Below are 16,839 nucleotides of genomic sequence, written 5' to 3' on the forward strand. Positions count from 1 at the left end.
ATGAAAAACGGCCCGCATCCCTGCGGGCCGCCCTCCGGGTCTTCCATTGCCTTCGCGAGTGCCAAGCCGCGCACAGCAACAGCAAAGGCAAATCCCCCCTACCCCCCTTTTTCAAAGGGGGGAGAGCCGATGGCGCCGCTTGAGCAAATCGGGCCTGGTGTTGACGCGTACACCCGTTACGAACCGGCGCAGAACGAAAACCCTCACCGACCCAACCGCCACGCCAATCCCGTCACCCGCGCCGCATGCCTCGATAACGCCTGCCTCAGCACCGGCTCGCTGGCGGCGATGTGCAGCGACTGCCGCGCCCGGGTCATGCCGGTGTAGAGCAACTCTCGCGACAGATGGCGCGCATCCTGTCTCGGCAGTTGCAACCAGACGCTGTCGAACTCGGAGCCCTGGGCCTTGTGCACGGTCATCGCGAAGGCACCGCCGTGCGCAGGCAGGGCGGAGGGATGGAAGCCGCGTACGCCGTCGCTGCCACCGGCGAACCAGGCCACGGTGGTCGCCGCACTGCCGTCTTGTTCGCGCGCACCGACCGGGCGAACGCTCGCGTCGGCACGCAGGCAGACGCCGATGTCGCCGTTGAACAAACCATGGCGATAGCTGTTCTCGGTGATCAGCAGCAAGCGGCCATGGAAGTACGGCGGTCGATGCGCGCCGGCCAGGGCTTCCTCGATGCGTGCGTTCAACGGCGCCGCGCCCTGGCCGCCATCGCGCAAGGCGGTCAGCAGGCGCAGGCGCGCCGCCAGCGTCAGCGCTTCCAACGGATCGGTTACAGCGGTCAGTGCGCGCCAGGTCGGCAGCAGCAGTTCGCGGCCGTTGCCGCTGAGCGGGTCGTGCACGTCCTCGTGGAAATGCACGCCGGCCAGGCGGCCGCCACGCAACAAAGCGAGCACCGCATCGGCATCGCCGGCGCGCGTGGCCTCGGCCAAAGGCGCCAGTTCCAGGCTGTCGGCCTGGCGATAGCCGCGGCGCAGATGCACCCGGTAGGCGCCGAGCGGGGTCGGGTCGGGCTGCACCGGCAAGGCATCGCCGAGCAAAGGCCGCAACCGCTCCGCGAGCGCCAACGGCAGGCCGTCGTCGTCGCCGGCGGCATCGACGATCGCGGCGAGCACGTCGCCGGCTTCGACCGAGGGCAGTTGGTCGCGGTCGCCGAGCAGGATCAGGCGGGCGCCGTTGGCCACCGCCTCGACCAACTTGCACATCAACGGCAGGTCGACCATCGAGGCCTCGTCGACCACGACGATGTCGAACGGCAAGGGCCGGCTGGCGTCGTGCATAAAGCGCGGGCTGTCGCGCACGCTGCCGAGCAAACGGTGCAGGGTGCTGGCTTCGACCGGCAAAGCCTCGCACAACGCCGCATCGACACCGTCGAGGCCGCGCAGCCGCGACGTCGCCGTGCGCAAGCTCTCGGCCATGCGTTCGGCAGCGCGCCCGGTCGGCGCCGCCAACGCGATCCGCGGTGGATCCACGCCTTCGGCATCGGCCTGCGCGATCAACAACAGCAGCAGGCGCGCGATGGTGGTGGTCTTGCCGGTGCCGGGGCCACCGGTAGCGAGCAACAGCGATTGCAGCAAGGCCACCGCCGCCGCGCGCGCCTGACGGTCGTCGTCGCGCGCGTTCGGAAACAGCGCCGCGAACAACGGCGCCAGGGCCGCGAGGTCCGGCGCCGGCGGCACCGAGGCGGCGATCCGGCGCAGCCCGGCGGCGAGCCGGCGTTCGTATTCGCGATAACGGCGCAGATACAGCAGGCCGCGCTCCAGCACCAGCGGTGCGTCGCGATGCGCGACGGCGCCGTCGGTGGGCGTCGCGATCCAACGCGAGTCGCGCAATGCCGCCAACCACTCGTCCGCGGGCGGCCAGTCGATCGCCGCATCGCTCAACAGCCACGGCTGGGCCGGATCGAAGGCGGCATGGCCGTGGGCGATCGCCTGCGAGGCCAGCGCCGCCGCCGCCAGCACCCGGTCGGGCGTGTCGCGGTCGAGCCGGCGCAGGGCCTGCGCTAACGCGTGATCGATCGTGCGCAAGGCGCCTTCGCGGTACAGCGTGTCGAGCAGGCTCATGCCCCACCCCCGCGTCCTGCGAACAAGGCATCGACCGCATCGACCAACGCGCGCGCCGGCTGGTGCGCGTACAGGCCCGCAGCCGGGTCTTCGGGGTCGAGGCCGCGGCAGAACAGATAGCGCACGCCGCCGAAGTCGCGAGCGTAGTCGTAGGCCTCGCCGAGGCGGAAACGCAACCAGCGATGCAGGGCGATGGTGTAGATCAGCGATTGCAGGGTGTACTCGCTCTCGTCCATCGCCCGCTCGACGTGCGCGGCGTCGTAAGCGGGCAGGCGGTTGGTCTTGTAGTCGAGCACGTAATAGCGGCCGTCGTGGACATAGACCAGGTCGATCTTGCCGGTCATCAAGCCTTCGAGCCGGCGCCGCAGACCGAAGGCCTGGCGCTCGCGCAGCCAGCCGTGCGCATGCATGGCGTCGAGCAAGGCGTCGATCGGCGCCGATTCCAGGGCGAAGTGGAACTCCATCTCGGCGCGGCGTTCGCGCTCGGGCACCTCACACAGGCGCGCGCCTTCCGGCAGCGCGGCGGTCAGGGTCAGGCCGACCAGCGAGGCCAGCACCGGCAGGCCCTCGTCGATGTCGGCCTCGGTATAGCCTTCGGTGCGCAAGGCCGACGCCAGCACTTCGCCCTCGCCCGCCGGCTCGGCCTGGCCCGGCGTCCAATCGCGCCAGGCGCCGAAATCGACGCGTTCGAGCGCGTCGTGGACGACGTTGCCGAAGCGGCTGCCGGAGAAGCGCGCATCGGCAGGCGTAAGCAAGGCCGGGGTGGTCTCGGGTTCGTCCTCGGCGCCGCGTTCGTCCAGCGCCACCAAGGGCGCATCGCCGCCGCTGGCCTCGTTGGTGAGCTGGGTAAAGCTGTAGACCCACCAGTCGCGCGCCAGATTGCGTCGCGCGGTGCGCGCCGGCGGCACTGCGCCGGACGCGGCCGGCAACAGCGGCGTGGGCGCGGCTTCGAGCGCGCCGTCGTCGATGACGATCTCGCCGGCATGGCCGGCGGCGAGCGCTTCGGGGTCGGCCACCATCGCCAGCAACGGCGAAGCCGGCGCCAGATACAAGGGGCCGCTCGCCAGCCACAGCGCATGCCGCGCGCGGGTCAGGCCGACGTAGAGCAGGCGTGCGTCTTCGGAGCGCGATTCGGTCGCGGCGCGTTCGCGCGCGCTGTCCCAGTCGGGCGCGCGCGGGTCGACCACCTGCGTCTGCAACTGCAGCACCCGGCCCAGTTCCGGGTCGGGGTATTCGCACAAGCGCCCGCCGCGCGGCTCGCGGCCGATCGCGATGAAGGGCAGAAACACCAGGCCGAACTCCAGGCCCTTGCTCTTGTGCAGGGTCAGGATCTGCACCCGGCGCGCATCCGATTCCAAACGCAGCTGCTGTTTCTCGTCGCTGTCGTCGGCCTCGGCGATACGCAGGCGCAGCCAATCGCGCAGGCCGTGCAGGCCGAGCGAGCGGGTATCGGCTTCCTGCAGGGTTTCGCCGAGTTGCATCAGATTGGTCAGGCGGCGCTCGCCGTCGGCCAGGGTCAGCAGGCGCGGCGCCTGCTCGGCGCACAGGTCGGCGATCAAGGCCAAGGGCCCATGCCGCTGCCAACGCTCGCGCCAGCCCAGCGCGCGCATCTGCCAATCGCGTTGCCAGGGCTCGTCCTCGGACAAGCGCGCGATCGCGGTCGCATCCAGGCCGATCAAGGCGGTCGCGAGCGCGGCGCGCAGGCGGCCGCCGTCGCCGGGGTGCAGCAAGGCATCGAACAGGCTCAACACGTCCAGTGCCTGTTCGGTCGCGAACAAGCTGCGGCGACCGGCCGCGACCGCGGGAATGCCGGCGGCGATCAAGGCCTGCTGGATGCGCGCGGCCTCGTCGTGGCTGCGCACCAGCACGGCGATGTCGGCCGGCTGCACCGGCCGGCCGGCGATCTCGGCGCGGCCGTCGCGCGCATCGCGCAACCAGGCGTGGATCGCGGCGACGCAGGCGCGGGTGGCGAGTTCGCGCGATTCCGGCGCATTCCACTCGGGCTTCTTGCGGCCGTCGTCGGGCGCGGGCAAGCGGCGCAAAGTCAGCGCCGGCGCGGTCGCGCCGTGGCGTTGCAGGTCGGCATCGGCGACCGCGCCGCCGGGCTGGACTTCGCGGAAGCGGATGCGCGGGTCGATGAAGGCCGCCTCGCCGGCCTGCGCATACAGCGCCGACACCGCGCGCAGCAGCGACGGCCGCGACCGGAAGTTGTGATCCAGCGGCGGCGCCTCTTCGGCGCGCTGGGCCGCGCTCAGATAGGTGTGCACGTCGCCGCCGCGGAAGCCGTAGATCGCCTGCTTGGGGTCGCCGATCAGGAACAGCGCGCGTTCGCCGAACACCCGCTCGAAGATCCGCCACTGGCGCGTGTCGGTGTCCTGGAATTCGTCGACCAAGGCCACCGCGTACTGCTCGCGCAGGCGTTCGGCCAGCGCATCGCCGTGCGGCCCATCCAAGGCGGCGGCGACGTCGGCGATCAGGTCGTCGAAGCTCTGCACGCGGCGCACGCGCTTGAGTTCGCTCAGACGCTTGCCCGCTGCCTCGCGCACTTGGTGGACCAGGGCCACCGCCTGCGCGGCCAGCCATTGCGCGCGCAGCCCGGCGGCGTCGAGGTAAGCGGCGACGGCGTCGAACAGCGGCGACGACGGCGTCGCCGCCTCCTTGCCCTTGTTGGTACGTGCGGCCAGGGTCGCCGGCGTCAACCGTTCGATGCGCGGGTCCAGCGCCTGGCCGGCATCGCCGTGCGCGCACCATTGGCTCAGCAGCAGCCACAACTCGCGCGGCAGCGTCGCGCGATAACTGTTGCCGTTGAGCACCTTGGCGGCGATGGCGGCGTCGAGGCGCGCGCAGGCTTCATCGCCGTGCTCGACGAAAGCGGCGTTCAGCGTTTGCGCGGCCTGTTCCAGCGCCGGCAAGGGATCGACCGACTCCAACGGCACCGGCGGCAGCAACTGCGGCGTGCGCAGCAAGGGGCCGAGATCGGCCGCAAGCGAAGGCGGGCCGCCCGGCCATTGCAGCGACAGCAGTTCGGCCGCAGTCGCGTCGCTGCCGAAGGCGCGCCACAGGTCCACCGCGATCTCGTCGTGCAGTTCGCGCTCGCTGCCGATCATTTCCGGCGCCGCGAACGGCTGCCCGGTTTCGAGCGCGTGCTCGGCCAGCACCCGCGCGCAGAAACCGTGGATGGTAACCACCGCGGCCAAGTCGATCTCGCGCGCCGCACGCGCCAGGCGCACGCGCAAAGGCGCGGCGCCTTCCTGCGCCGCCTGGGCCTCGACCAGGCTGCGCGTCAGCGCGCGCTCGCTGTCGTCGCCGTCGCGCGGCAGGGCCGGGTCGTCGGCGGCGATGCGCGCGGCCAACAGCAGGCGCCGGCGCAGGCGCTCGCGTAGTTCCTGGGTGGCGGCGTCGGTGAAGGTCACCGCGAGGATCTCGCCGATGCGCAGCTCGCGTTCGATCACCAGGCGCGTGACCAGGGTCGCCAGGGTGTAGGTCTTGCCGGTGCCGGCGCTGGCCTCGATCAGGCGCAGGCCGTCGAGCGGCAGTTCCAGGAAAGGATCGCGCACGGCGTTCATGCGCCGCCGCCTTCGTCGCGGCCGTGGACGACGGCGCCGAACACCAGCTTGGCGATCTCGCGGAATTCTTCGCCCAACATCGGGTCACGGAACGGATCGCGCCCGCGCAAGGCCAGGCGCGCGCCGGGCGTGGTCGCCTCGCCCCAACTGCGCGGGCTGCCGTGCCATTGGCTCTCGGCCTTGCCCCAGCCGTCCTTGTCCTGGGCGGCGGCTTCGTACCAGAGCCAGCCGGCGCGCGGCAGGAACGGCAACGGCGCACGCAGGCCGTAGTCGCGCAGGCGCAGCAGGCTGCGCAACGCGGCCTGGGCCTCGGCCGGCGCCAGCGCCTCGCGCAAATGCGGCCCGGGGCCGCCGTCGATCTGGGCGAACTGGGCCAGCGGGCGCCGGTCGCCGAGCGCCGACAGCACCAGCCAGTCGAGCCCGTGGGCGATCTGCGACGGCCCGTGCAGGCTGTCGAAACGCAGACGCGCCAGACCGCCGGCGTAGACGTCGTCGAGCCGGCCGAGCAGACGCGCATCGCCGAGCTCGAGTTCGAACGGCAACGCTTCCGCCTCACCGCTGCGCCAACGCGCGAAGGCGTCAGCATAGGGCCGCACCTGCCCGAGCAAGGCATCGAGTTGGCGCCGGCCGAGCGGGCCGGACGGCAACAGCGCGCGCGCGCGCAACGTCGCCTGCAAACGCTCGCGATCGATGCGTCCACCGCCGGCGATCAGGTCGTCGAACACCGCGCGCTGCAATTGTTGGCGGAACAGACCGGGCCCGGGCAGCACCAGCGGCTCGACGTCGTCGCTGCTGTCGATCTCGTCGGGCAGGCGCAGGCCGAGGCGCTGGCGCAGGAACGCGGTCGGCGGGTCGCGCAGGAAACTGCGCAGGTCTTGATAGTTCACGCTGCCGTCGTCGGCGGCGTCGGGATCGGGCGGCAAGGGCTCGTTGAGCCAAGGGCCGATCTCGCCGCGCAGACCGAGCGCGCCGGCGTCGACCGCCGGCCGCCATTCGGCGCGGTAACTGAAACGGCGCGGCTCCGGCTCGCGCTCGCCGGCGCCGAATGCGGCCGCGGCGAACGGCTGCAGCGGTTCGCGCACCACGAATTCGTTGCGCGCCGCGGCCGGATCGGCGTGGTAGCGCGCGGCCACGTCGAGCAGTTCCGACACCAGGGTCGAAGGTTCGCGCTGGCTGCCGTCGCGCGGATCGGCGCCGAGATAACTCAGATAGAAGCTGTCGGAGGCGGCGCCGAACAATTGCAGGAACAAGAAGCGGTCGTCGTCGCGCAGCGAGCGGTCGCCGTGGCGGCGCGCGGCCGTGCCGAGTTCGGCGGCGAGCCGGTTGAGACCGCCGGCCGGGTCGCGGCGCGGGTAGTCGCCGTCGTTCATGCCGAGCAGGCAGATCACCCGGAACGGAATCAAACGCATCGGCACCATGCGGCCGAAGCTGACCCCGCCGGTCAGCAGCGGCGCGCGCGTATCGGCTTCGGCGAGTGCGGCGCGGAAATGGCTGCGCACGACCTCCGCGCCGACCGTGCCTTCGAAGCCGGCCTTGGCGGCGTCGCGAGCGAAGCTTTCGATCAGGTTGCGCAGGCGCTCGAGGGTGCGCTGGTCGGTGGCGTCGCGCGGGCGTTCGGGCAGCATCGCCCGCAACAGGCCGAGCAGGCGGTCGGACCAGTGCGCCGGGCTCAACTCGGCATCGAGCGCACGCTCGAAGCGCGCCAACACCCGCAGCAAACGGATCAGCGCATCCAGCGCGTCCAGCGAGGCGCCTTCGAGTTCGGCATAGGGCGCGATGCCGGCGATCATCTCGTCGGGCGCGGCGCCGTCGCCGGCGGCGTGGCCGAGCAGCAGGCGGTCGAGCGCGAAGGCCCAGGTGTAAGCGTCGTCGCCGGGGGCGTCGTGGCGGCTGCGGTGGGCGGCGTCGATGCCCCAGCGCGCGCCGGCGTTCTGCAGCCAGGTGCGCAGGCGTTCGAGGCCGGCGCCGTCGAGGCCGGCTTGGTCGGCGATCGCCGGCGTCGCCAGCAGGTCGAGGATTTCGCTCAAGCCGAAGCGCGAGACCGGCAAGGCCAGCAGACGCAGGAACACTTCCGCGAGCGGCTCGGACGCGAGCGGGCTGGCATCGGCCAAGGCATACGGAATGAAACCCGCGCGCCCGGCCAGGCCGCCGAACACCGCGGCGATGTGCGGCGCGTAGGGATCGATGTCGGGCGCCAGCACCGCGATCTCGCGCGGCTGCAGTGGCGGGTCGAAACGCCGGCCCTCGGTCGAGTTCGGATCGAGCAGGCCCTGCAATTGATCGTGCAGCACCTGCACTTCGCGCAAACGGGTGTGGCAGGCATGCACCTGCAGGCTGGCGTCGCCGCGATCGACACGTTCGCGCCACGGCGTCGCCGGCAGCGCGCGCCGATGCAGCAGGTCGCGTTGCAGGCGCTGTAGCAGGCTGTCGCGCGAGGGGTCGTCGTGACGGCTTTCTTCGGGATCGGCGTAGGCGGCGATTTCGCCGGAGGGGTGCACCACTTCGTAGCCGCCGAGCACCGCCATGAAATCGCGGCCGGCCGCGCCCCAGGCTTGCAGCAGCGGGTTGTCGTCGTCGCCGAAGGCGGCGTCCTCGCCCAGGCGCAGGCGTTCGGCCAGGGTGCCCAGGTCGCCCCAGTACTTGCGCGTCGGGGTCGGCAGATAGAAGTGCAGGGTGCCGGCGATCGACTGGGTCGCGATCATCCGCAGCACGTCGGGCGAGACGTTGAGGGTGGCGAAGGCGAACAAGCGTGGCGGCAGCCCGCGCGGCGGATGCGCGATGCCGGCCTCGCCCTGGAAACGGGTCAGGTAATCGTCGATGCGGCGCGCGCGGTAGCGGCGGCCGGCGGCGACGCGTCGCCACAACGCCGCCTGCGGATCGTTGCGTTCGTGGCCGGCGTCCCAGGCCAGCAGCCAGTCGCGGCGCCAGGCCTGGTATTTCTCGAACAGCGAAGCCAACTCGCCCGACAACGACCACGACTTCAGCGGGTCGTCGCCCTCGAGATAGGCGCGCAGCGGCGCCAGTGCCGGCTCGCGCAACTGCGCCGGTTGCGACAACACGTCGTACAAGCGCCAGCGCAGGGCCTGGGCATCGAGGTCCTCGCCGGGGCGGTCGCGGTCCTGGTCGGTCGCATTGGCGTCCAGCGCGCGCTGGACGAATTCGCCCGGGGTCAGGAATTCCAGGTTCGCGGCGATGCCGTAGGCCTGCGCCAGCGTGGCCTGCAGCCAACGCCGCATCGCCACTTGCGGGATCAGGATCACGTCCGGCGCCAGCAAGGGCTGCCCCGGCGCCGGCGTGCGCAACTCCTGCGCGAGCAGGCCCGCCAGCACGTCCAGCGCATTGGAATGGTAGAGACGGAAATCGGCGCGCGCGGGCATCCCGCCATCTTGCCGCAAGGGCGCCGGATGCGCTGCGGCCGGTTGTGGCGTTTGCGGGAACGATTGCGGGCGTGGTGGTCGAAGAGGCGTCGAAGCAAATCCCCCTTGCCCCCCTACTCAAAGGGGGGAGGCTTCGGGTCGTTGGCGCTGGGTGCGATGTGAAGCGCGCTTCGGGTGGCGCTCGCCACCGACAACGAATCGATGTGCACATCGTCGCAAGTCCGACCTTCGCCGATGAGTACTCGTTCTGCATGTACCCCGGAACGACTCCCTTCTCGACCGATGCGCAACTCCCAGATCACCTCCCTTCCTTTGAAAAGGGGGGCCAGGGGGGATTTGCCTTTGCTCCTTGCCTCCACATCCCTCGACACACTTAAAACCGTTTTAATCGCCGCCGGCCACCCTGCCTCGACGATGCGACGACGGCCGAACGCTCCGTCCCGCCACCGCCGCGAGCGAAGCCGCCTAACCTGCGACAATGGCCGACGCTCCACCCCGGTTCAGCCTGGCTGGGCCAAGCTGCGCCGTTTTGCAGCCTCGTCCGACCGTCTCATCGCCCTCGTACACGGACAGTCCTACCGCATGACGACCGAACCGCCCATCGTCCGCCTGACCGACCTCCGCCTCGACCGCGGCGGCCGCAGCGTGCTGCGCGGGATCAACCTGTCGGTGCCGCGCGGCAGCATCGTCGCGGTGTTGGGCCCCTCGGGCAGCGGCAAGTCGACCCTGCTGTCGGCCCTGACCGGCGAACTCGCCCCGGCCGCGGGCACGGTCGAGGTGTTCGGCCAGCAGGTGCCGCAGGATCAGCGCGAGCTGCTCGAACTGCGCAAGGGCATCGGCGTGCTGCTGCAGGGCAACGGCCTGCTGACCGACCTGACCGCAGCCGAGAACGTCGCCCTGCCGCTGCGCGCGCACACCCGCCTGCCGAAGGCGCTGATCCAGCGCCTGGTACTGATGAAGCTGCACGCGGTCGGCCTGCACGCCGCCGCCGATGCTTTCCCGCGCGAGCTGTCCGGCGGCATGGCGCGCCGGGTCGCGCTGGCGCGCGCGCTGGCGCTGGACCCGCCGCTGATGATCTACGACGAGCCACTGACCGGGCTGGACCCGATCGCCTCGGGCGTGGTCATGAGCCTGGTGCGCCGCCTCAACGACACCCTCGGCCTGACCAGCATCGTGGTCACCCATCACGTCCACGAGACCCTGCCGGTCGCCGACCACGCCATCGTGATCGCCAACGGCGGGATCGTGTTCTCGGGCACGCCGGGCGAACTCGAACGCAGCCAGGACCCACTGGTGCGCCAATTCCTGCTCGGCGAACCCGACGGCCCGATCGGCTTCGACGCCGCACCGCGCACCACCACGGAGGCCGCCTGATGCCCTTCATCGCTGCGACCCGCTCGCTGGGCCGCGCCGGCCTGTTCTCGCTGTCGGTGCTGCGCGCGTCCAAGCCGACCCGCGACTTCTTCCGCGAGCTGACCCGTGAAATCTACAAGATAGGTGCACGTTCGCTGCCGATCATTGCTGTTGGCGGCGCGTTCGTAGGCTTATCGGTGACTTTGCTGGGCTATCGCGCGCTCGATACCTACGGCGCCGCCAACCAGGTCAGCGCCATGCTCGGCCTGGGCATGTACCGCGAGCTCGGCCCGGTGCTGACCGCGCTGCTGTTCATCGGCCGCGCCGGCAGCTCGATCGCCGCCGAACTGGGCCTGATGCGCGCGACCGACCAGATCACCGCGCTCGGCCTGATGGCGATCGACCCGATCGCCAAGGCGGTGGCGCCGCGCTTCTGGGCGGCGGTGCTGTGCGTGCCGCTGCTGACCGGTTTCTTCTGCAGCCTGGCGATCAGCGCGAGCTATTTCGAGTCGGTGCACGTGATCGGCATCGAATCGGGGATCTTCTGGCAGGTGCTCAAGGACAGCGTCGATTTCTTCGACGACTTCCTGATGGCCTTCGTGAAGTCGGCGGTGTTCGGCGCGACCGCGGCCCTGGTCGCGGCCTATGTCGGCTACCACGCCGAGCCGACCATCGAGGGCACCTCGGTGGCGACGACCCGCGCCGTGGTCAACGCCTCGCTGCTGGTGCTGATGTTCAACTTCGTGATGTCGGCGCTGCTGTTCAAGTAAGTAAGGTAGCCCGGGCCGGATGAGGGCAGGGACGAGGTCGAAGCTGCGCAAGCGCGCCGCCTTCCCCCAACCCCTCTCAGCCTTGCACTCCCTGCGGTCGCCGCCGCTGGGAGAGGGGCCCGAACCCAGGTTTTGTTCGACACGTCGTAGACCAACCGTTACATCGCCGCGCCGAACCGCGCGGGCTTTATCCCCAAGGTGATGCCATGTCCGTCCGCAGTCCCCGCATCGAATTCGCCGTAGGCGCATTCCTGCTGCTCGCCCTGGCTTCGCTGCTGGTGCTGGCGATCGCCTCCACCAACGGCAAGTTCGGCTTCGGCCGCAGCAGCTACGAGATCACCGCGCGCTTCACCACCATCGGCGCGCTGCGCCCGAACGCACCGGTCAAGATCGGCGGCGTGACCGTGGGCCAGGTCGCCGACATCTCGCTCGACCCGGTCAAGTACAGCTCGATCGTGACCCTGGCGATCGACAACCGCTACCGGAACCTGTCGGCCGACACCGCCGCCGGCATCTTCACCAGCGGCCTGCTCGGCGAAAGCTATATCGGCCTGACCCCGGGCGGCGACCCGGACAACCTCAAGCCCGGCGACGAGATCTACCTGACCCAGCCGGCCGTCGACCTGATCCAGCTGGTCGGCAAGTACATGTTCAGCGGCGGTGGCGCACAAGGCGGCAATGCGGCCGGCGATTCGGCCGCCAAGCCCGCCGACGCCGGCGTTCCCGACTATCTCCAGGGCGAAGCCGCCCCCTCCACCGACGAGACCAAGAAATGAAGCGTTCACTGATCTCCATCGTCCTCGCCTCGGCCCTGCTCGCCGGCGCTCCCTCGCTCGCCCTCGCCCAGGTCACCGCGGCGCCGGGCACCGCACCCGCCGCCGGCACGCCGAGCGCGATGGTGCTGGCCAACAGCACCCGCATCCTGTCGACCCTGGAAGCGCGCCGCCCCGAGTTCAGCAAGAACCGCGCCGCGCTCAGCCAGTTCATCTCGACCGAGTTCACCCAGGTGTTCGACCGCGACTACGCCGCGCGCCTGGTCCTGGGCACGCACGGCCGCGGCGCTTCCGATGCCGACGTCGCCGCGTTCGCCGATGCCCTCACCGGCAGCCTGATGCAGCGCTACGGCTCGGCCCTGCTCGACTTCAACACCAAGCTCAAGGTGCGCATCAAGTCCGAGACCCCGTTGCGCGGCGGCGCCATCGTCAAGGTCTCCAGCGAATTCCTGCGCCAGGGCGGCGAGCCGATTCCGGTCGACTACCTGCTGCGCAAGAACGGCGCGCAGTGGAAGGTGTTCGACGTGATGGTCGAAGGCGTGAGCTTCGTACAGACCTTCCGCAATCAGTTCGACACGCCGCTGAACCAGAAGTCGATCGCCCAGGTCGCCAAGGACCTCAAGGCCGGCAAGCTGCAGGCCCAGGCGAGCGGCAACTGAGCATGGACGCAGCGACGGACCGCGACGCCGCCGACGTGCGCAAGGACGGCGAGGCGTTGGTGTTCAGCGGCGCGCTCGACCGCGCCGCGGCGGCGACGCTGTGGTCGCAGGCGCGCGCACTCGTGAGCGGCGTGCGCCGTTTCGACCTGAGTGCGGTGAGTACCGTCGACAGCGCCGGCCTGGCGCTGTTGGCCGAGCTGGCCGCGCAAGTCGAGGGCGTCGAAGTGGTCGGCACGCCGGCCGGGCTGAGCGAATTGCGCGCGGCCTACCGGCTCGACGACGCGCTCGGTTTCGGTCGCTAAGTTCAGGCTCTCGAGTTCCGGTCGCCGATACACAAACTCCGTCGCAGAACTCTCCTGTTGCGGTCGCCAATGCCGACGGATCCGGCCTGGCTGCCCCCACCCGTTGTCCCGGAAGACTAGACTGCAACCATGCGCCCCCACGCACTCTCACTCTCGCTCGGCCTGGCTTTGGCCGCGCTGCATTCCGTACCGGCTTTCGCGCAGGACGCGAACCCGGCCTCCGTTGCCGAAGCGGCCGTCGTAAGCGCCACGGCGCAAACCGACGCTGCGCTCGCGACCGCACCGACCGAAACCCTCGCGCCCGCCGACGCGGCGACGACGACGGTCGACACGAGGCAGGCGGCGACCGCCGAGCCCGCGCTCGACTACGCCCTCGCCCAGGTCGAAACGAGCCAGGTCCAACCGGCACAGCCCGATCCGAATGCGCCGGCCGCCGAAGCCGTGCCGCCGCCGGCCACCGCTGCGGTCGAGCCGAGCGCGGCCGACGACCAGCGCACCGAGGCCGAACGCGATTTCGATGCCCTCTACGGCACCCCGGCGCAGGAATACGACCCGGTCGCCGACCCGACCCTGCCGGCGCCGGCTTCGGTCCCGGGCGCGTTCGACCCGTGGGAGAAGTACAACCGCAAGATGCACCGCTTCAACATGGCGGTGGATCGCGGCGTCGCCCGTCCGCTCGCGCGCGCCTACTCCAAGGTCGTGCCGCGTCCGGTGCGCCTGGGCGTCAGCAACTTCTTCAACAACCTCGGCCAGCCGGTGTCGATCCTCAACGCGCTGCTGCAGGGCAAGCCCAAGCAGGCCGCGCAGGCGCTCGGCCGCTTCGCGCTCAACACCACCCTCGGCATCGGCGGCATCTTCGATCCGGCCAGCGACGCCAAGCTGCCCAACCGCAGCGAAGACTTCGGCCAGACCCTGGGCGTGTGGGGCTGGAAGCGCTCGCGCTATGTCGAGCTGCCGTTCTTCGGCCCGCGCACCGTGCGCGACTCGTTCGGCGCCCTCGGCGATGCCCCGTTGAGCCCCCTGCGCCACGTCGAACGCGACCGCATCCGCATCCCGCTGCAGGGCCTGCAACTGGTCGACGTGCGCGCCCAGCTGCTGCCGCTCGACAGCCTGCGCGACGGCGCCGAGGACGAATACGCCCTGGTCCGCGACTCCTGGACCCAGCGCCGCGACTATCAGATCTTCGGCGACCGTCTCGACAAGAACGGCGACACCGCCCTGCCGGAATACCTGCAGGACGACAGCAACCCGAGCGTGCCGGCCGATGCGATGCCGGTGATGCCGACCGACGGCGGTCGCTGAGCCGCGCGATCGCCTCGCTGCACCCTGTAACGACGAACGGCCCGGATGCGAATCCGGGCCGTTCTGCTTTAGCGGTATCGCGACCTCAAGCCTGCGGCGCTTCATCCCCGCCGAGCGGCAACAAGCCCGCAGCCCCTTCGATCGGCCGCACGCCCTCTTCGCCGTCTTCCGAGGCAGCGTCCTCGTCGGCCGACAACTCGACCAACTTCGGCGGCAAGGCCTTGTTCGGTTTCACGCCCATGTCCTTCAGCATCTCGGCCTGGCGGATCACACTGCCCTTGTTGCGGCTGAGCTTGTCGCGCGCGGCGTCGAAGCTGTCCTTGGCCTGGCCGATGCGGTCGCCGACTTTCTCCAGGTCGGCGACGAAGGCGCATAACCGGTCGTAGAGCTGCGCACCGCGCTTGGCGATTTCCTGGGCATTGCGGTTCTGCGCTTCCTGCCGCCACAGATGCGCGACGGTGCGCACCACGAACAGCAAGGTCGACGGGCTGACCATCAACACGTTGCGCTGCCATCCGTCCATGAACAGGTTGCGGTCGTTGGTGACGGCAAGCATGAAGGCCGGCTCGATCGGCACGAACATCAACACGAAATCGAGCGAGCGCAGGCCGTAAAGCTCCTGGTAGCGCTTCTCCGACAGCCCGCGCATGTGCGCGCGCACCGAGTCCAGGTGACGCTTGAGCGCACGCGCGCGCTGCTCGTCGTCTTCGCCGCTCGCGTACTCCTCGTACGCGGTCAGCGAGACCTTGGAGTCGATCACCAGATGCCGGTCTTCGGGCAGATGCACGGTGACGTCGGGACGGCGTTCGCCGTCCTCGCTGTTGTGGCTTTCCTGGACGTCGTACTCCTCGCCCTTGCGCAACCCGGCCGACTCCAGCACGCGTTCGAGGATCAACTCGCCCCAGGCGCCCTGCGCCTTGCTCGACCCCTTGAGCGCACTGGTGAGGTTCTTGGCGTCGTCGCTGAGCGACTGGTTCAAGGCCATGAGCTGACGGACCTGCTCGCCAAGCGCGGTACGGTCGCGGGTCTCGTTGTCGTAGACGGTCTCGACCTTGCTTTGGAACTCGACCAACTTCTTCTGCAGCGGGTCGAGCAGCAAGCCGAGATGGCTGCGGTTCTGCTCGGTGAAGCGCTTGCTCTTCTCTTCGAGGATGTCGTTGGCGAGGTTCTTGAACTCGGAGGTCAGTTCTTCGCGCACTTCGCGCAGTTGGGCGATCTTGGCCTGCGACTGATTGCGCTCGGCGTCGAGCTGGGTCGCCAGTTCGGCGGCCTGCACCGACAGACGTTGGGCCTCGGCGGCATGACGATCGCGCACGCGCTCGGTTTCTTCCAGGTTCGTCCGCGCCACGCGCAGGCTGTCCTGCTCCTTGGCCAACTCGGCGCCGACGCGGCCGATCGACTCGCGCAGCACGCCGCTGTCGCGCACCAACTGATCGCGCAGACTTTCGAGTTCGCCAAGACGCGACTGCAACTCCGGAATGCGCGCAGCGCGCTCCTGCAACTGGGCCCGTTCCTGGTTGGCCGCATTCAACTGCGTGCCCAGCTCCGCGCGCGCCGCCTCCAACGCACGCGCGGCTCCGGCCCGGGCCAGCAGCCAGGCGAGCGCGGCGCCGATCAACAAGGCGAACAGGATGGCAACGAGGGCAGCGGTCAGGGGCATCGGGAAACTCTTGGAGAAGGCCTTGGGGCCAGGCGCTCGGGGTGGGCGGTGTGGAGCAGGCGGTATGGGGCAAGCGGCATGAGGCGGGCGGCGTGAAGCGGGCGGGGGAAGCAGGCGATTCGACGCCACCTGGGTTCGGAGCCGGTGGGTCGATACCGCTCGCAGCCTGTCCGCGCAGCCGCAGATGGCTGTCTAGTCTAACGGGGTGAGTCTCAGGCCCTGCGATGGCGAGCGGTTAGGCAGCGATGATCGCCCCGGCCGGGGCGTCCGCCGACTGCCCCTTCAGGTGGAACCCGGCGCGAAGGCGAAATGCGCAGGCGGTCGCAGATCGCGCCTGAATCGGGGCGGCCGAGTTCCGTACGGAACCGAACCGGCGCAGGGAACTGTGCCAATCTGGATTCGCCCCGATCGGCTTCGCCGGCCGGTCACCGCAAGGATTGCATGCATGGACCCGCAAGCTCCCCGGCTCTACGCCGACCCGCGCGGCATCTGGCGCGACGATGGCGCCGGCCGCGTCCACGGCATCCGCTGGGCCGATATCGACGGCATCGACGGCTATGCGATCGACGTGGTCGACCGCAAGCTGATCTTCGTCGAGCTGGGCACCGTGAGCGGCGACAGCCTGGAGCTGCGTACCGACTGGCCGGGCTACCGCGAAGTCGCGACCGCGATGAGCGTGCATTTACCGGGGCTGGACCTGGACGCCTTGAAGCGCCTCGAATTCGCCCTGCCCGACGACCCGCCGGCAGTGTTGTGGTGGCGCGATTGAGCTGATGGCGCGTAGCGCGCGCTTGAGGGGCGCTACGTCGCCTGTAGGAGCGGCGTGAGCCGCGACCGCGGGACGAGTAGAGGCAGCAACGCCAGTGTGATTCAACGAGGCGGTGCGCCATCGCGAGGGTAGGAGCGGCGCGAGCCGCGACCGCGTCGTTTCGGTCTCGCGGTGTATCGTTCAAGAAAGATCAGGATCAAACGCCAAAAGCTTCCGCCACTAAAGCGGCGGGTTACTTTCTT

At 70.1% G+C, this 16,839-nt stretch carries 11 protein-coding genes; 7 read left to right on the forward strand and 4 right to left on the reverse strand.

From position 1 onward, the window contains the following. Positions 1-203: 203 nt before the first annotated feature. Genes recD through recC form a run of 3 tightly spaced genes read right to left on the reverse strand, consistent with a single transcriptional unit; the run spans position 204 to position 9,009 of the window. Entirely contained in the window at positions 204-2,066 is a 1,863-nt protein-coding gene (gene recD / locus EX88_RS0120455) for an exodeoxyribonuclease V subunit alpha (protein ID WP_051885365.1), read from the reverse strand. Further along, positions 2,063-5,632, reverse strand: a complete 3,570-nt coding sequence (recB, locus tag EX88_RS0120460; RefSeq protein ID WP_031373839.1) for an exodeoxyribonuclease V subunit beta — start codon at positions 5,630-5,632, stop codon at positions 2,063-2,065. Before recB ends, recD begins: the two co-directional genes overlap by 4 nt. Next, positions 5,629-9,009: an exodeoxyribonuclease V subunit gamma gene (gene recC / locus EX88_RS0120465; RefSeq protein ID WP_031373840.1), complete on the reverse strand. Its 3,381-nt coding sequence runs from the start codon at positions 9,007-9,009 to the stop codon at positions 5,629-5,631. The genes recB and recC overlap by 4 nt, the downstream gene beginning before the upstream one ends. Positions 9,010-9,591: 582 nt before the next feature. On the opposite strand from recC, the gene EX88_RS0120470 reads away from it, so the two are divergent. The 6 genes from EX88_RS0120470 to EX88_RS0120495 all read left to right on the forward strand — a co-directional run bounded on the left by EX88_RS0120470 (position 9,592) and on the right by EX88_RS0120495 (position 14,168). After that, positions 9,592-10,383, forward strand: coding sequence for an ABC transporter ATP-binding protein (locus tag EX88_RS0120470; RefSeq protein ID WP_031373841.1), 792 nt, complete (start codon positions 9,592-9,594; stop codon positions 10,381-10,383). Then, entirely contained in the window at positions 10,383-11,132 is a 750-nt protein-coding gene (locus EX88_RS0120475; RefSeq protein WP_031373842.1) for an MlaE family lipid ABC transporter permease subunit, read from the forward strand. Before EX88_RS0120470 ends, EX88_RS0120475 begins: the two co-directional genes overlap by 1 nt. 206 nt (positions 11,133-11,338) lie before the next feature. Next, positions 11,339-11,908, forward strand: a complete 570-nt coding sequence (mlaD, locus tag EX88_RS0120480; protein WP_036149641.1) for an outer membrane lipid asymmetry maintenance protein MlaD — start codon at positions 11,339-11,341, stop codon at positions 11,906-11,908. Next, positions 11,905-12,564, forward strand: a complete 660-nt coding sequence (locus EX88_RS0120485; protein WP_031373844.1) for an MlaC/ttg2D family ABC transporter substrate-binding protein — start codon at positions 11,905-11,907, stop codon at positions 12,562-12,564. Before mlaD ends, EX88_RS0120485 begins: the two co-directional genes overlap by 4 nt. Before the next feature lie 2 nt (positions 12,565-12,566). Next, positions 12,567-12,866 (forward strand): STAS domain-containing protein, encoded by a 300-nt coding sequence (locus EX88_RS0120490; protein WP_031373845.1) that lies wholly within the window; start codon positions 12,567-12,569, stop codon positions 12,864-12,866. Between the two features lie 129 nt (positions 12,867-12,995). Continuing rightward, positions 12,996-14,168, forward strand: a complete 1,173-nt coding sequence (locus EX88_RS0120495; protein WP_081931293.1) for an MlaA family lipoprotein — start codon at positions 12,996-12,998, stop codon at positions 14,166-14,168. A gap of 85 nt (positions 14,169-14,253) precedes the next feature. On the opposite strand, the gene rmuC is transcribed toward EX88_RS0120495, so the two are convergent. Beyond that, complete coding sequence (gene rmuC / locus EX88_RS0120500; protein ID WP_081931295.1) at positions 14,254-15,828, reverse strand: DNA recombination protein RmuC; 1,575 nt, start codon at positions 15,826-15,828, stop codon at positions 14,254-14,256. Between the two features lie 445 nt (positions 15,829-16,273). Here rmuC and EX88_RS0120505 point away from each other — a divergent pair, with 445 nt between their 5' ends. Beyond that, positions 16,274-16,597, forward strand: coding sequence for a hypothetical protein (locus EX88_RS0120505; RefSeq protein WP_031373848.1), 324 nt, complete (start codon positions 16,274-16,276; stop codon positions 16,595-16,597). Positions 16,598-16,839: the final 242 nt, after the last annotated feature.

Origin of the sequence: Lysobacter antibioticus, from assembly GCF_000731095.1 — a bacterium.
GTDB classification, from domain to species: domain Bacteria; phylum Pseudomonadota; class Gammaproteobacteria; order Xanthomonadales; family Xanthomonadaceae; genus Lysobacter; species Lysobacter antibioticus_B.

Bases quoted from the DNA above. Each gene is read 5' to 3' on its own strand.
- EX88_RS0120475 (WP_031373842.1), top strand. From the start codon at position 10,383: ATGCCCTTCATCGCTGCGACCCGCTCGCTGGGCCGCGCCGGCCTGTTC.
- rmuC (WP_081931295.1), bottom strand. From the start codon at position 15,828: ATGCCCCTGACCGCTGCCCTCGTTGCCATCCTGTTCGCCTTGTTGATC.
- mlaD (WP_036149641.1), top strand. From the start codon at position 11,339: ATGTCCGTCCGCAGTCCCCGCATCGAATTCGCCGTAGGCGCATTCCTG.
- EX88_RS0120485 (WP_031373844.1), top strand. From the start codon at position 11,905: ATGAAGCGTTCACTGATCTCCATCGTCCTCGCCTCGGCCCTGCTCGCC.
- recC (WP_031373840.1), bottom strand. From the start codon at position 9,009: ATGCCCGCGCGCGCCGATTTCCGTCTCTACCATTCCAATGCGCTGGAC.
- EX88_RS0120495 (WP_081931293.1), top strand. From the start codon at position 12,996: ATGCGCCCCCACGCACTCTCACTCTCGCTCGGCCTGGCTTTGGCCGCG.
- recD (WP_051885365.1), bottom strand. From the start codon at position 2,066: ATGAGCCTGCTCGACACGCTGTACCGCGAAGGCGCCTTGCGCACGATC.
- EX88_RS0120490 (WP_031373845.1), top strand. From the start codon at position 12,567: ATGGACGCAGCGACGGACCGCGACGCCGCCGACGTGCGCAAGGACGGC.
- EX88_RS0120470 (WP_031373841.1), top strand. From the start codon at position 9,592: ATGACGACCGAACCGCCCATCGTCCGCCTGACCGACCTCCGCCTCGAC.
- recB (WP_031373839.1), bottom strand. From the start codon at position 5,632: ATGAACGCCGTGCGCGATCCTTTCCTGGAACTGCCGCTCGACGGCCTG.
- EX88_RS0120505 (WP_031373848.1), top strand. From the start codon at position 16,274: ATGGACCCGCAAGCTCCCCGGCTCTACGCCGACCCGCGCGGCATCTGG.